This window comes from Roseovarius sp. MMSF_3359, assembly GCF_030733385.1.
In the GTDB taxonomy this organism is placed as follows: Bacteria; Pseudomonadota; Alphaproteobacteria; order Rhodobacterales; family Rhodobacteraceae; genus Roseovarius.
This window is the reverse complement of sequence record NZ_JASHJC010000019.1, coordinates 24,241-36,964: the sequence shown is the minus strand read 5'-3', so window position 1 is coordinate 36,964 and position 12,724 is coordinate 24,241. Positions and strand designations below refer to the sequence as shown.

Here is a 12,724-nt window from a genome sequence, read left to right as displayed (position 1 = left end):
TTCAGTTTTGTGCCGCGCGGGCCTCGCGATTGGCCCGGATCAGCCAGGCCACGGCCAGCGCGGTGAGAATAAGCAGGAACGAGCCTACCACCGACATGACGCCGAGCGTGGGTACCAGTGGTGAATAGCCCGAGACCATCTTGGCATAGAGCCATTCCGGCAGGGTGCTGTCGGCCCCGGTGGTGAAGAGCGAGAGCGGGAAATTGCCCCAGCTCAGCAGGAAGGCGAAAAGACCGGCTGAAACCAGCCCCGGCATCAGCAAGGGCAGGGTGATCTCGCGCAGGATCGTCCAGGTGCCAGCCCCCATGTCGCGCGCGGCCTCTTCGAGGGCGGGATCGAAGCTGTAGGCGCGGATGGCGACGATGAGCGTGGCAATCGGCGCGATCCAGACCAGATGCGCGACCACCGCGGTTTTCCAGCTTGGGATCACACCAAGGGAGTTGAACCACATCAGCAGGGCTAGGCCCAGCACGGTCTGCGGAAAGAAAATCGGCAGCAGGATCAGTTTCTGGAACGTCGTGCGGTAGCGCCATTGATACCGGGCAAAGGCCAGCGCGCCGAAGAACGCGATCACGACCGAGATGACGGTGACGAGAACCGCAACCGAGAGCGACGTGGTCAGCAGGTCGCTTACCGTGCTGCTTTCAAGCGCCTCGCCATACCATTTGGTCGAATAGCGTTTGATGGGAAAGCTGAGGTAGCGGGCGCGCGAAACCGACGCGAAGGCCACCGAGACCAGCGGCAGGTAGAGGAAGAAAATGACCAGCACGCCATAGACGTAAAGCGCAATGCGGGTGGAGCGGGAGGCCGGCATCAGCGTTTCCTCCCCATGATCGCATCGAGATCAACCTTGCTCACCCCGAAGAGCGCCAGCCCCCCGATGATGACGATCAGGATCATCGACAGGGCCGAACCCAAGGGCCAGTTTTGACCGAAGGTGAAGGCGGTTTCTATATCATCGGCAATGGCAATCACCGCCTGGCCACCGAGGATCTTGGATTCGGCCAGGGCCCCCGCGGCCAGCACGAAACTCAGAAGCGAGCCCACGACAATGCCGGGGGCCGCCAGCGGTACCTCGATCTGCCAGAGCACCTGCCAACGGGTCGCGCCAAGGTCATAGGCCGCTTGCCGCGTGTCGTCGGGCACCATGGCGATGCCCTGCGCCAGCGGAAACAACATGAAGGGCAGGTAGACATAAACCAGCCCGAAGACGATGATTCCGACGCCGTAAAGCGGGCTTTCGAAGCCGACACCGGTGAAGGCGCGGAAATGGCCTTCGATCAACCCGCCTTTCATCAGGGTCAGCACCCAGCCGAAAAGGCGGATGTTTTCCGACACGAAAAGGCTCATCACCACGGCGATCGTCAGGACCAGCGTGAAGCGGCCGAACACCTTGGCCATGCCATAGGCCAGCGGCCAGCAGACCAACAGAAGGATCGCGGTCGAGGCCAATGCCATACCGAGCGACCACAGCAGTGACTTGTAATAGCCCTGGCTGAAGAACACGGAATAGGCCGAGAAATCCGGCATGTTGGCCAGCGAAAACACCTTGGCCGGCATGATCGAAAAGAGCGCCACCACCACCATCGGCGCCAGGAACGAGGCCAACAGCACCACCGTCAGCGGCAGGGAGGACAGGAACCCGAGTTTGCGATCAAGCGTGTTCATGGCGTGTCCCCGATAAAATGGGTGACATCCGCGTTGAACCCGATGGCAATGTCGTCGCCTTCGCGGGCGCTCAGCCGATCCTCGCGCAGTTTCTCCACGGTGACCATGCCGGCCGGCGTTTCAAGCTCGTACTGGATGCGGGACCCGAGCGCGTATTCGCCATGCAGTTTGCCCGAAAGGGTAAAATCATAGCTTTCCCCGGTTTCGGCAAAGCGCACGTATTCGGGCCGCACCATCAGCAGGCCGCTTGCGCCCGGCGTGACCGCCGATAGCCGCGCACCCTCGCGGATCGACAGGATATCGCTGGACAATGTCCCGTCGGTGCCGGTGTCGAGGGCGAAAAGGTTCACCTCGCCCATGAATTCGGCCACGAAGCGGCTGACGGGCTGGCCATAGATTTCATCCGCCACGGCAATCTGTTCAAAGCGCCCGTCCTTCATGATGGCAATCCGATCCGACATCACCATCGCCTCTTCCAGCGAATGGGTAATGTAGACAAAGGTCTTGCCAGTGCGGGCGTGCAGGTCTTTCAGTTCCTTCTCCAACGTCTTGCGCAGCCGGTAGTCAAGGGCCGAGAGAGGTTCGTCAAAAAACAGGATTTCGGGATCAAACGCCAGTGCGCGGGCCAGCGCCACGCGCTGCCGCTCGCCGCCGGAACATTGCGAAATGCGTTTGTCATAATAGTCCCGCGGCAGGCGCAGGAGGTCGAGAAGCTCAAGCGCGCGGGTGCGGCGGGCGGCGGGGTCTTCCTTGCGCAGCTTGAGCGGGAATTCGATGTTCTGCCCCACGGACATATGCGGGAAGAGCGCGAGCGACTGGAACACCATGCAGGTCGGGCGCAGGTTGGCCGGGGTCTGGTCGATCCGCGCACCATTGAGGCGGATCTCGCCCGACGTCACATCATCCATCCCGACCAGCAGCCGGATCAGCGTGGATTTGCCGCTGCCCGACGGGCCGACAATGGTGAAGAACTCGCCTTCATTGATATCCAGATCAATGCCATCAAGCGCGGTAAAGTCGCCAAATTTCTTGACAATACCCTCAAGGCGCAAAAGTGCCTGTCCTGACATACCCATCCCCAGTGGCTTCAAGGTTTTGGTTGGATGGCCCCGGCGCATCTACGCCCCGGAGCCATCGGCCTTAGGAGCGGCGCGCTTGCGTGTAAATGTCGATCAGCGTGTCGTATGAGGCGACGACCTGATAATCGAGCGAGCGGGCCATTTCATCGGCAAGGCTATCCATCTGGATGGCGTCGAGTTCCTCCTCGTCGAACTTGCCCATCACCGCGGGATCGCCCATCTGGGTGACCGGGTTATAGGTGCCTTCGGTGAAGGCCACCGCCTTGGAAATCTCCGGATCCTGCACGAATTCGAGGAAATCCTCGGCCAGGCTGCTTGGGTCGGGGTTGTTGACGACCGAGGTCAGCTCGACCCAGACCACACCGCCCTTGCCATCGACCGGGCCGGACTTGGGCGTGATGCCCCGCACATTCGTCGCGCCGTCATAGCGCGCGGGCGAGGCCGTGTAGGTGCCGCCGGTGAAATAGGCGTCAATCTCGCCATTGATGAGCGCGGTGTTCATCGCCACCAGATCATCGGTCAGGAGTTTCGCCCCGCCGAAGATCGCATTCGCCGTCTCGGTGAACTTGCCGATATCGTCGCCTTCGACCGGCGCGAAGGGGTTCAGCCCGGCGGTCAGGCACATGTGGATGACGTTCCAGTTGTCATAGGTCAGAACGCCGTAACGATCCTTCATCGCCGGGTCGAGGAACAGGTTCCAGCCCTGATCTTCGGCCATCTCGCGGCTGATCTTGTCGGTATTCACCACGAAGCTGAACGGGCCATACCGCTGCGGCAGGCCGATCAATTCGCCATCATCGGCAAAGGACAACGAATAATTCGCAAATTCCGGCAGCATCTTTTCAAAGTACGGCATGAACCGGTCTTTGTTCAGCGGCTTGATCAGCCCTTCGGGATAAAGCTGATCGCGCGCCCAGGGCTGGTTCACGTTGATCAGGTCCCAAACGGATGTTTCCCCCGCCCGCAGCTTGTTGATCATGTCCGGATCGGACGTGCCGCTTTCGGCGCGCACCGTGGCGTCAGGATTGGCATCGCGGAAGGGGCCAAGCACCTCGTCCGAGTTGTACCCTTCCCAGCACAGGATGTTCATCCGGTCGGCCCGCATGGCAAATGCCGGGCTCAGCGGTCCGGCGGCGGCAAGGCCCGCCAGCGCCGCGGTACGGCCCACAAATTGCCGTCTGTTCAGTCTTGAAGTCATCATATCCTCCTGTCGTGTTATCGGGGGATCATCCCCCTTAAAGTTCTGCGCCCCGTTCAGGCAGAGCGTCCTTTGATTCCGGTCAGAACTTCTGTGATCCTGTCCCTTGCAATTTCCATGTCTTTCACCGAGCCGGACATGAAGATCCGGCCCGAGGCGCCCATCATCTGCACATCGTTGATCGTGGCATCCGGCGCGGCCTTTTCGGCCTCGTTCGCCGCAACGCAGGCAAAAAGCGCCGGGGTCATTTCGTAAATCAAGAGCGCCACACCCGGCACGAGGATCGACCCGTCGCGCGACCGGTTCAGGATGATCGCGTGCTGATCCGAGAGATCCTCGATGATGTCGTGAAAAAGGATCTTGGGCGCGAGTTGATCGCCGGCCTTGGCCTTGATCCCCTTGAGGATCGCCTTTCCGGCGGCGTCCAGGTCGGCCATGTCATCGGCATGAAGCTCCAAGAGCCCGAATTGCCGCTCGGTAAAGAGAATGCCCGGCTCCATATCCGGCGCCACCTTGAGCGCCAGATCGGTGATCCGGTGGATCGACAGGGCCGGTGCCACCTCGATGATAAGCGAGTTCTGCCCCCGAAACGGCGGATAGGCGCGCGCGCGGGTGGGCGAGGACAGCCAGGCCGCGAATTGCGGCTGCAAATCCTCGATCGGCAGATAGACCCTCAGTTCCGTCATATCGCGCGCATCTCCCACCTGCTTGCGGCCTGTGTCACTTCACCGCCGCCGCTGAGAAATGCTTGCCCAGATCGGCATGCGGCCGCGGAATGACATGCACGGCGGTCACTTCGCCCACCTGGCTGCCAGCCTCGGCACCGGCCTCTGTCGCGGCCTTGACCGCGCCCACATCGCCCTTGACGATGACCGAGACGAGGCCGCCGCCCACCTCGTTACGCGACACGATCTCGACATTCGCCGCCTTGACCATGGCATCCGCCGCCGATAGCGCGGGCACGTATCCCTTGGTTTCGATCATTCCGATTGCTTGATTAGCCATGAGTATCTTCCTTCATGATTTCTTTCGGGTTTTGCTTGGTGTTTCTTCGTCGATGGAGCCGATGATGAGCGCGTCGATGGGTGCGGTCCGGCCGGTGAAGTACCCCGCGGCGACCGACCCTTGGGTGATCAGGACCGCCTCGCCGGTGTTGCAGCCGAGCGGGTCGAACGCGATCAGGTTCCCGCCGCCGTCCAGCTCCACGTTGAGCAATGCACCGCTCGGCATCGCATCGACCCTGCGCGACGACCAGATCTTGCCGATGACACGACCTCTAATCATGTCTCACTCCTTTCGATCCGTATGCCCCTGCGCCGCGCCTCGTCGCGCGCCAGAGGCGTCAGCCGGGATGACTTGCCCAGTCTGAGCGTGCGTGCGCCCCGCGAAAGGGCCGCGATATCGCGCTCGGTCACCAACGGCTTGTCGAGCACATCCGGTGCGGCTTTCGGCACGCCACGTACGATCGGGCCGCCAACAGGTCTTTGCGCGGCCAGTTCGAAACTGATCTCGCCCCGCGCGACCTGCTCGGCAAACCCCGGCATCGCTGCCCGCGCAACAAGATCCTGCGCGAACCGGTTGAGATCGGCGCTTGTGGCAATCTGCACCCGTTCCCGCGCGGGCACGGGCGCCACCTGCGCACCTGTCGTGAGCGCAGCAATTTCCTCGCGCAAAATGGCGCGAATTTCGTCCCGCAGGCCTGACATCACGCCGCCCCTGCATCACGGAGCGCGCCTTCGGCGGCCTCTCTGGCATTTCGCACATCGGCCTCGGTCCCGGCCAGATAGAGCCGCCCGTTGGCACCGATCATGCGCATGTCGATCAATTTCACATCTGCCTCTTTTTCAGCCTCGTTGCTGGCAAGGATGGCGTAGGCGGCGGACTGGCATTCCAGCAGGTAGATGCTGTCACCGCCCAGAACCATCGAGCCCAGCTTGTTGCGGTTCATCAGGAATGCGTGCTGGTCATCCACATTGGTGACCAGTTTCGACGCGAGGATCTTGGGCGGGGCGACATCGTCCATCGTCTTGCCCAGGGTCTCAAGAATGGCCGCCGCACCGGAATGCACCTCCGCGGTGGAATGGGAATGGAACTGCAACGTGCCGAACTGACGCTCGACCACCAGAAGGCCCGCGCGCACCTCGGCGCTTTTGAGCACCGTGTCGGTCAGCGCCTCCACATCCAGCCCCGGTGCAATCTCGACGATCTGCGCGGCCATGCGCAGGCGGGGCAGGGTGCCGCGCATCCAGGTCGCGATATAGGCCAGGGTTTGCGGCTGTAGCTGATCAATGAAGATCGACGCCCGGAGATCGGTCATCAGACGTCTCCTTTCAGGCTGCGCAGTTCTTCGAGGATCAGGCGCCTGAGCTCGTCACGCGAGACGTCACCCGCAGGTTCAGGCGCGGTTGGCGCAGGCACCGCCATCTTTGGCCGGTCTGACGACACATGGCTCAGGTCCACGCCCGCAAGATCGGCAGGCAGATCCTTGGCGTAGGCAATCCGCGTCCAATGCACCAGGTGCTGCGGCCCGACATTTTCCCCGACGGACGAACGCCCGGCGAACCCGGTGCCAATGGTGAAGGTCGGCGGCAGATGCGTGGCAAACCCCGCAGCCCCTTGTGAACAGGGCGCGTTCACCACGACGCGGTAGACCGGCATGTCCTGCGAAAAGGCAACCAGCCGGTCGCTGTCGTCACCGTGGAACGCCGCCGAATGGCCGGCCCCGCGACGGGTGGTATGTTTGGCAAATGTCACCGCCTGTTCGAAATCAACCGCGGCGGTGAGCGTCAGCACCGGACAGAGTTTTTCGCGGAAAAGAAGGTCATCCTGCCCCGGTGTCACCACGACGGGCACCAGGATTTTGGTCGACGGGCTGACGCGAATGCCCGCGCGTTCGGCAATCCATTGTGCGCTTTTGCCGATCGCCTCCAGCGTGAAGCCCTCACCGCCAAAGAGGTACTGCCGCAGCTTGTCGGTGTCCGTCTCGTTGCACAGATGCGCCCCGGCAGAGCGCAGCGCGCGTTCGAGATTGCTGCGATTTCCGTCGAGCGTGACAACCACACTTTCGTTGGTGCAGAGCACCGAATTGTCGAAACTCTTGCTCTCGACAAGGCAACGCGCTGCGGCATCGACACTGGCCGACGGATCAACATACGCAACCGCATTGCCCGGGCCGACGCCCAATGCCGGATTGCCCGAGGAATAAGCCGCGCGGACCATGGCGGTGCCGCCGGTGGCGATGATGACGTTGATGCGATCCGACGCCATGATGTCCTGCACGAGCGGAATCGACGGCTCTTCGACACATTGGATCAGGCCTGCGGGCGCGCCTGCGGCTTCGGCTGCTTCGGCCAGGTGCCGGGCCGCCTGTGCCGAGACCTTCTTGGCCGCCGGATGCGGGCTGATGACAATGGCGTTCCGGCTCAAAACGGCCAGCATCGCCTTGTAGTACACTGTCGCAACCGGGTTGGTTGCCGGGGCAAGGGCAAAGATCACGCCAGCGGGTTTGGGCAGTTCGATGATCTTGCGCTCTGTGTCCACCCGCGGCGTGACCAGATCCAGATCGCGGTAGTGATCGAGCAACTCGTGAGTGCAAAGCCGGTTCTTCAGCGCCTTGTGTTCGACCACGCCATATCCGGTCTCGCTGACGGCAAGATCGGCGAATTCCGCCGCACGGTCATGTCCCGCTTTGGCCATAGCCTCGGCAATGGCCATCACCGCTTCGCGACTGAAGCTCTTGTAATACCGCGCGGCCCAGGCCGCCCGACCCACTTTCATCCGGGCGCGTGACAAGGCCCGGTCCGGAACCGCGAGGCGTGGTGTGTCGAATGTCTGATGTTCGCTCATGCCGCGCGCCGCCCTGATTTGAGGAGTTGGCGCGCGCGCGGCATGGCGGCGTCAAACCGGTCCATGATTTCCTGGCAGGTGTCCACATCGAGAACCACGCCCGGCTTGAACTGCAATACGCGCTTGTCGAGCGAGGAGAAGATCGCCCAGACCCCGTTTTCATAAAGCGCGCGGGAGACCGCCACGGCCCCCTCGGGATGGTCAAATTCAAGACCCAGCACGACCCCACGCTGTCGCACACCCACGAAGATATCCGAATGCCGCGCCATCATCTCTTTCATGCTTTGGGCAAAATACTCTGCCACGAATTGCACGTTCGAGATCACTTCGGGGCGCTGCAACATCTCCATGACGTGATGCCCCACAAGACAGCCAAGCTCGGAGCCGCCTGCGGTCGAGATATGCGCGGCCCCATCTTCGATCAGCCATTGGCCGCATTCTTCGGTTACAAGGCACGCGCTGATCGGGTAGATGCCGCCACCAAGGCCCTTGCCGCAGACAAAGATGTCGGGTTTCAGCCCGTAGCCCTGCCAGCCCCACATCACGCCCGTGCGCATCAACCCGGTCTGTACCTCGTCCGAGATGAACTTGGCGCCGTATTTGTGGCAGAGATCCTGACAGGTCTTGAGGTACCCGTCGTCGGGCAGGGGGAAGCCGTAGGTGGCCGGGATCGTTTCGATGATGAAGGCCGCCACATCGCCACCCTTGAGGACATCTTCCAACGCATCGGCATCGTTGAACGGCACCTGCACGAACTCATCCGGCTTGTCGGCCAGGAAAATCTTGGAAAACCGTTCATCGCCCGTGGCCACCGACAGGCCGGAATGGCCGTGATAGCCCTTGATGATCGACACGATCTTCTTGCGTTTGGTGGCATACCGCGCGGTTTTGAGCGCGATCTCCACCGCCTCGGCCCCGCCCGCGCCAAAGATGGCGTACCGCGTATGTGGCGCGGTCTTGACCAGTTGCTCGGCAAAGGCGGCTCTTGCGACGGATGGGAACCAGTGATTGCCCATGTCGAAGTAATCGAGCCCGGATTTCAGCACCTCGACCAACTCCGGGTGGCGGTGGCCAAAATTATAGGTGCCGCCGTTCAGATGCAGGTCGATCAGCCGTTTGCCGGACATGTCATAGAGGAAATATCCCTCGCGCCGGTCGATCACCATCGGCGTCCCCGCCTCGGTCCAGAAACTGACCTTCCCGGGATTCCAATATTCCGCCGCCTTCTGCATCAACGACTCTTTCGAATCGAAGGAAAAGTAACCGTAGTTGAACACCTGATTCCCCTTTGAAGTTGCTCAAATGCTATCCAAAAATTTTTGCCTTACAACATTTTTTGTGGGACTTCGGTCAAAATATTGTCGAAACTGCCGTAAATATTGATATACTTGCCCACAAAAGAGGCCTTTTGAGAGCGAAAATGTCCAAGAAAACACAACGCCATGACCGGATTTTGAGCGTGCTGGACGTCAATCCGTCGATTCGCGTGAACGAACTTGCCGGGGAGTTGGGCGTGTCCACGGAAACCGTGCGGCGCGACCTGTCGGAGCTGGACGATACCGGCCGGATCAAGCGCACCTATGGCGGTGCGGTCCTGACCAAGACCTTCGAGCCGGCGCTGGCGGAACGCTCCAAACTGCATATCGAAGCCAGAGAGGCCATCGCGCAGCTTGCCGTCGAGCGGATTGGCGACGCCAACAGCCTTTTCATCGGCGGCGGGGCGACACTTCTGCATTTCGCGCGCGCCCTGCGGCAGATCGACCGCAAGATCACCGTCCTGACGCCGGCCTTTTCAATCGCGACGGAGCTGTCCCGAAATCCGCTTATCGAGGTGATGTCACTGCCCGGCATCGTCGATCCGAATGAGGGGATGGTCTCAGGCGGTGAGACGCTTGACTGCATTGCCAAGTTCAGGACGCCCCTGGCCGTGGTCGGGGCGTCGGCCATCGACAACCAGGGGGTCAGCGAAGCCTTGCTCAACGCGGCGCAGGTCTATTCGGCGATGGTCGACAACGCGGATGAAACGCTGGTGCTCGCGGATAATTCCAAATTCGGCTCACGGTCGCTGCAGCAGATCACCGCCTTGCGGAAAAACCTGAGTATCATCACGGAAAAAGCGCCCGACGCGCTGATGGTCGAGGCGATCGAGCGGAGCGGTGCCGAGCTTTTGTTCGACGCCACTGCCGCGTCGCCATGACCGCCTGACAGGAGCCCCCGCCCATGAGCCAGAGCTATGACGCAAACCGTTGGAAGCGTTTCGACGATTGGGATGCACGGGCGCTGAGGCTGGATAAATTTGCGGTCGAGGATCCCGAAAACGGTTTTTCCGCCTTTCACGGTGCCGCGGATCCCAAGCCTGGCCTGTCGGTAAAGGACGGCAGGGTGATGGCGATGGATGGCGTGGTGGCCCAGGATTTCGACCTGATCGACGCCTTCATTGCGACCTATCACATCGACCCGGCCATCGCGGAAGAGGCCATGGCGATCCCCTCGGAAGAGCTCGCCCGGATGCTGGTCGACATGAACGTCCCGCGCACCGAGTTGACGCGGCTGGCGCGGGGCCTCACACCCGCCAAGCTGGCCGAGGCGGTGGCACAGCTCAACGCGATGGAAATCGCCTTTGCCTATTCCAAGATGCGCGCGCGGCAGACCCCCGGCAACCAGGCACATGTGACAAATGCCAAGGATGATCCGCTGCAACTGGCCGCCGATGCGGCGGTTGCCGTGGCCCTCGGGTTTGATGAGATCGAAACCACCATGCGGGTGGCGCGCAATTCCTGGTCCAACGCGCTGGCCTGTTGCGTGGGCTCCGCTGTTGGCCGGGCAGGGACCCTTTTCCAGTGCTCAAGTGAAGAGGCCGAGGAGCTTGAGATCGGCATGGCGGGTTTCACCTCCTATGCCGAAACCGTCTCGGTCTATGGCACCGAAAGCGCGTTTATCGACGGGGACGACACGCCCTGGTCCAAGGCGTGGCTTGCGGCCGCCTATGCCTCGCGCGGGATCAAGATGCGCTGCACTTCGGGCGCCGCGGCAGAACTGCTGATGGGATTTCACGAGGCCAAATCGCTGCTCTATCTCGAAGCGCGCTGCCTCTGCCTGCAGCGGGGCATGGGATCGCAGGGTACGCAAAATGGCGGCATCGACGGTGCACCGCTTGCGGCATCGGTACCAGGCGGGGTGCGTGAAATCCTGGCCGAGAACCTCATCGCGGTCTGGCTTGATCTGGAATGCGCCTCGGGCAATGACGCGCGCCATTCGGAATCGGACATGCGCGTTGCGGCCAAGGTCTTGCCCTACCTGATCGGCGGCTCAGACCTCATTTGCTCGGGTTTCGGGTCGATCCTGAAATACGACAACTCGTTCAATCCGTCGTCCTTCAACGGCGAAGAACTCGAGGAATTCCTTGTTCTGCAACGGGATTTCGAGGCCGATGGCGGGTTGACCGCGGTCGAAGATGCCCGCGCCCTCGACCTGCGCCGCCGGGCGATTGATGCGCTCTCCCATGTGCTTAAGGATCTCGGGCTGGCCGAGGCGACCGAGGTGATGAAACGCTCCGTGGCCGTCGCCTCCGGGTCCAACGACACGGCGAGTTTCGCCCCGCGCGACGTGGCCCGGATCAGCGACAAGATCGCGGACAATGGTGTCACGGTCCTCGACGTCATCCGGTCGCTCCAACGCGGCGGGTTCCGCGACGAGGCGGAAAACCTGCTCTTCCTGGTCAAACTGCGGGTCTCGGGGGACTACCTGCAAACCTCTGCGGTGGTGCGCGAGGGACGTGTGATCAGCGCGATCAATGATCCCAATGAGTATCGCGGCCCCGGCACGGGCCACCGCCTGACCGAGGCGCGCCGCAAGGAGCTTGCCGCCATCCGCGACGTCCTGGACCGCGACGAGGTGCTGCGTGCGGAGGCCGCGAGCGAGATGAGCGAGGCAAAGGCAATCCGGTATCAGACGATGGGCGCGGCGGACCCGGGCACCGATCCGACGGAGATCGTTGTTGGCCTCAGCCCCGGCTTTGGCTCCAGGATTTTCCGGACCCTCGCGGGCCACAAGCTGAGCGCCGTTCTGCGCGCCCTGCAATCGGGGATCGAACGCGGCGGCGGCACCATGCGGCTGGTGCGGTTCTGGCACACGGCGGATACATCTTTCCTGGGCCTCAGTGCGGCGCGGCTCTCCGGCTCGGGCCTCGGGATCGGCATTCAGTCCAAAGGCACCGCGGTCATTCATCACAAGGACCGGCTGCCGCATAACAACCTGGAGCTTTTCTCGAACGCGCCGATCACGACGCTCGCGCATTACGAAGAAATGGGGTTCAACGCGACGGTCTATGCGAAGGGCGATTTGCCGGAACCGGTCGTCGTGCCGACCAAGGGGGAGGCATTGGGCGCGCGGTTCCACGCCCGCGTGGCGCTGACCTATGCGATCGAAACCGCGATGACTGAGGACGATGCCACGCCCGAAGATTTGGAAGTAACCTTTCTGGACCCAAGTTGATGACTGACAAGCCCCTGAACGCCAAGGATTATCCCACCGCAGAGACCCGCCCCGAACAGGTGGTCGGCGGCCGCGGCAAACCGCTTTCGGCCCTGACGCTGGACGCGGTCATTGCCGGTGACGTGGAGATGGAGGATCTGCGGATCACGCCACAGGCGCTTTTGCAGCAGGCGCAGATTTCCCGATCGGTTGGCCGTGCAACACTCGCGGGCAACCTTGAGCGGGCAGCGGAGATGACCCGGCTGCCGCAGGACGAGGTGATGGCCATCTACGAAATCCTGCGTCCCGGGCGGGCGGCGTCCAAGGAGACACTTGTCGAGGCGGCCAACAGGATCCGCGCAGAATACGATGCGCAGCAATTGGCGGCGTTCATCGAAGAAGCCGCCGAGTTTTATGAAAAACGTGGACTATTTCGCAAACGCTTCTAGCGGTCGAAAGG

The 12,724-nt window shown here is 62.0% G+C and carries 14 protein-coding genes; 3 read left to right on the top strand and 11 right to left on the bottom strand.

The genetic code is table 11. The features are described 5' to 3' along the window. Position 1 precedes the first annotated feature (1 nt). The 11 genes from RBB29_RS20160 to RBB29_RS20110 form a co-directional block, all read right to left on the bottom strand. Positions 2 to 814, bottom strand: coding sequence for an ABC transporter permease (locus RBB29_RS20160; RefSeq protein ID WP_306116709.1), 813 nt, complete (start codon positions 812 to 814; stop codon positions 2 to 4). Continuing rightward, positions 814 to 1,668: an ABC transporter permease gene (locus RBB29_RS20155; RefSeq protein ID WP_306116710.1), complete on the bottom strand. Its 855-nt coding sequence runs from the start codon at positions 1,666 to 1,668 to the stop codon at positions 814 to 816. The genes RBB29_RS20160 and RBB29_RS20155 overlap by 1 nt, the downstream gene beginning before the upstream one ends. Further along, entirely contained in the window at positions 1,665 to 2,738 is a 1,074-nt protein-coding gene (locus RBB29_RS20150) for an ABC transporter ATP-binding protein (protein WP_306116711.1), read from the bottom strand. The genes RBB29_RS20155 and RBB29_RS20150 overlap by 4 nt, the downstream gene beginning before the upstream one ends. A gap of 70 nt (positions 2,739 to 2,808) precedes the next feature. After that, complete coding sequence (locus RBB29_RS20145; RefSeq protein ID WP_306116712.1) at positions 2,809 to 3,945, bottom strand: PotD/PotF family extracellular solute-binding protein; 1,137 nt, start codon at positions 3,943 to 3,945, stop codon at positions 2,809 to 2,811. Between the two features lie 56 nt (positions 3,946 to 4,001). Beyond that, positions 4,002 to 4,631 (bottom strand): hypothetical protein, encoded by a 630-nt coding sequence (locus RBB29_RS20140; protein WP_306116713.1) that lies wholly within the window; start codon positions 4,629 to 4,631, stop codon positions 4,002 to 4,004. Positions 4,632 to 4,665: 34 nt separating this feature from the next. After that, entirely contained in the window at positions 4,666 to 4,950 is a 285-nt protein-coding gene (locus RBB29_RS20135; protein ID WP_306116714.1) for a BMC domain-containing protein, read from the bottom strand. A gap of 12 nt (positions 4,951 to 4,962) precedes the next feature. Next, positions 4,963 to 5,229: a EutN/CcmL family microcompartment protein gene (locus tag RBB29_RS20130; RefSeq protein WP_306116715.1), complete on the bottom strand. Its 267-nt coding sequence runs from the start codon at positions 5,227 to 5,229 to the stop codon at positions 4,963 to 4,965. Beyond that, a complete protein-coding gene (locus RBB29_RS20125; RefSeq protein WP_306116716.1) occupies positions 5,226 to 5,651 on the bottom strand; it encodes a hypothetical protein in 426 nt (141 codons plus the stop codon). The genes RBB29_RS20130 and RBB29_RS20125 overlap by 4 nt, the downstream gene beginning before the upstream one ends. Beyond that, positions 5,651 to 6,262 carry a BMC domain-containing protein gene (locus tag RBB29_RS20120; RefSeq protein WP_306116717.1) on the bottom strand — a complete coding sequence of 204 codons (612 nt, stop codon included), beginning with the start codon at positions 6,260 to 6,262 and terminating at the stop codon, positions 5,651 to 5,653. The genes RBB29_RS20125 and RBB29_RS20120 overlap by 1 nt, the downstream gene beginning before the upstream one ends. Further along, positions 6,262 to 7,791 (bottom strand): aldehyde dehydrogenase family protein, encoded by a 1,530-nt coding sequence (locus tag RBB29_RS20115; protein ID WP_306116718.1) that lies wholly within the window; start codon positions 7,789 to 7,791, stop codon positions 6,262 to 6,264. The genes RBB29_RS20120 and RBB29_RS20115 overlap by 1 nt, the downstream gene beginning before the upstream one ends. Beyond that, the gene (locus RBB29_RS20110; RefSeq protein ID WP_306121210.1) at positions 7,788 to 9,023 is read right to left on the bottom strand and encodes an aspartate aminotransferase family protein; all 1,236 of its coding nucleotides are present in this window, start codon (positions 9,021 to 9,023) and stop codon (positions 7,788 to 7,790) included. The genes RBB29_RS20115 and RBB29_RS20110 overlap by 4 nt, the downstream gene beginning before the upstream one ends. Before the next feature lie 188 nt (positions 9,024 to 9,211). On the opposite strand from RBB29_RS20110, the gene RBB29_RS20105 reads away from it, so the two are divergent. From RBB29_RS20105 to RBB29_RS20095, 3 genes are read left to right on the top strand one after another with little or no spacing between them, the layout of a single operon-like run. Continuing rightward, positions 9,212 to 9,988 (top strand): DeoR/GlpR family DNA-binding transcription regulator, encoded by a 777-nt coding sequence (locus RBB29_RS20105; RefSeq protein WP_306116720.1) that lies wholly within the window; start codon positions 9,212 to 9,214, stop codon positions 9,986 to 9,988. Positions 9,989 to 10,011: 23 nt separating this feature from the next. Further along, positions 10,012 to 12,285, top strand: a complete 2,274-nt coding sequence (locus tag RBB29_RS20100) for a propanediol/glycerol family dehydratase large subunit (RefSeq protein WP_306116721.1) — start codon at positions 10,012 to 10,014, stop codon at positions 12,283 to 12,285. Next, positions 12,285 to 12,713, top strand: a complete 429-nt coding sequence (locus RBB29_RS20095) for a diol dehydratase small subunit (protein ID WP_306116722.1) — start codon at positions 12,285 to 12,287, stop codon at positions 12,711 to 12,713. The genes RBB29_RS20100 and RBB29_RS20095 overlap by 1 nt, the downstream gene beginning before the upstream one ends. Positions 12,714 to 12,724 lie beyond the last annotated feature (11 nt).

Coding starts and splice junctions, on each gene's coding strand:
- RBB29_RS20160 (WP_306116709.1), bottom strand. CDS start 814: ATGCCGGCCTCCCGCTCCACCCGCATTGCGCTTTACGTCTATGGCGTG.
- RBB29_RS20155 (WP_306116710.1), bottom strand. CDS start 1,668: ATGAACACGCTTGATCGCAAACTCGGGTTCCTGTCCTCCCTGCCGCTG.
- RBB29_RS20150 (WP_306116711.1), bottom strand. CDS start 2,738: ATGTCAGGACAGGCACTTTTGCGCCTTGAGGGTATTGTCAAGAAATTT.
- RBB29_RS20145 (WP_306116712.1), bottom strand. CDS start 3,945: ATGACTTCAAGACTGAACAGACGGCAATTTGTGGGCCGTACCGCGGCG.
- RBB29_RS20140 (WP_306116713.1), bottom strand. CDS start 4,631: ATGACGGAACTGAGGGTCTATCTGCCGATCGAGGATTTGCAGCCGCAA.
- RBB29_RS20135 (WP_306116714.1), bottom strand. CDS start 4,950: ATGGCTAATCAAGCAATCGGAATGATCGAAACCAAGGGATACGTGCCC.
- RBB29_RS20130 (WP_306116715.1), bottom strand. CDS start 5,229: ATGATTAGAGGTCGTGTCATCGGCAAGATCTGGTCGTCGCGCAGGGTC.
- RBB29_RS20125 (WP_306116716.1), bottom strand. CDS start 5,651: ATGTCAGGCCTGCGGGACGAAATTCGCGCCATTTTGCGCGAGGAAATT.
- RBB29_RS20120 (WP_306116717.1), bottom strand. CDS start 6,262: ATGACCGATCTCCGGGCGTCGATCTTCATTGATCAGCTACAGCCGCAA.
- RBB29_RS20115 (WP_306116718.1), bottom strand. CDS start 7,791: ATGAGCGAACATCAGACATTCGACACACCACGCCTCGCGGTTCCGGAC.
- RBB29_RS20110 (WP_306121210.1), bottom strand. CDS start 9,023: ATGCAGAAGGCGGCGGAATATTGGAATCCCGGGAAGGTCAGTTTCTGG.
- RBB29_RS20105 (WP_306116720.1), top strand. CDS start 9,212: ATGTCCAAGAAAACACAACGCCATGACCGGATTTTGAGCGTGCTGGAC.
- RBB29_RS20100 (WP_306116721.1), top strand. CDS start 10,012: ATGAGCCAGAGCTATGACGCAAACCGTTGGAAGCGTTTCGACGATTGG.
- RBB29_RS20095 (WP_306116722.1), top strand. CDS start 12,285: ATGACTGACAAGCCCCTGAACGCCAAGGATTATCCCACCGCAGAGACC.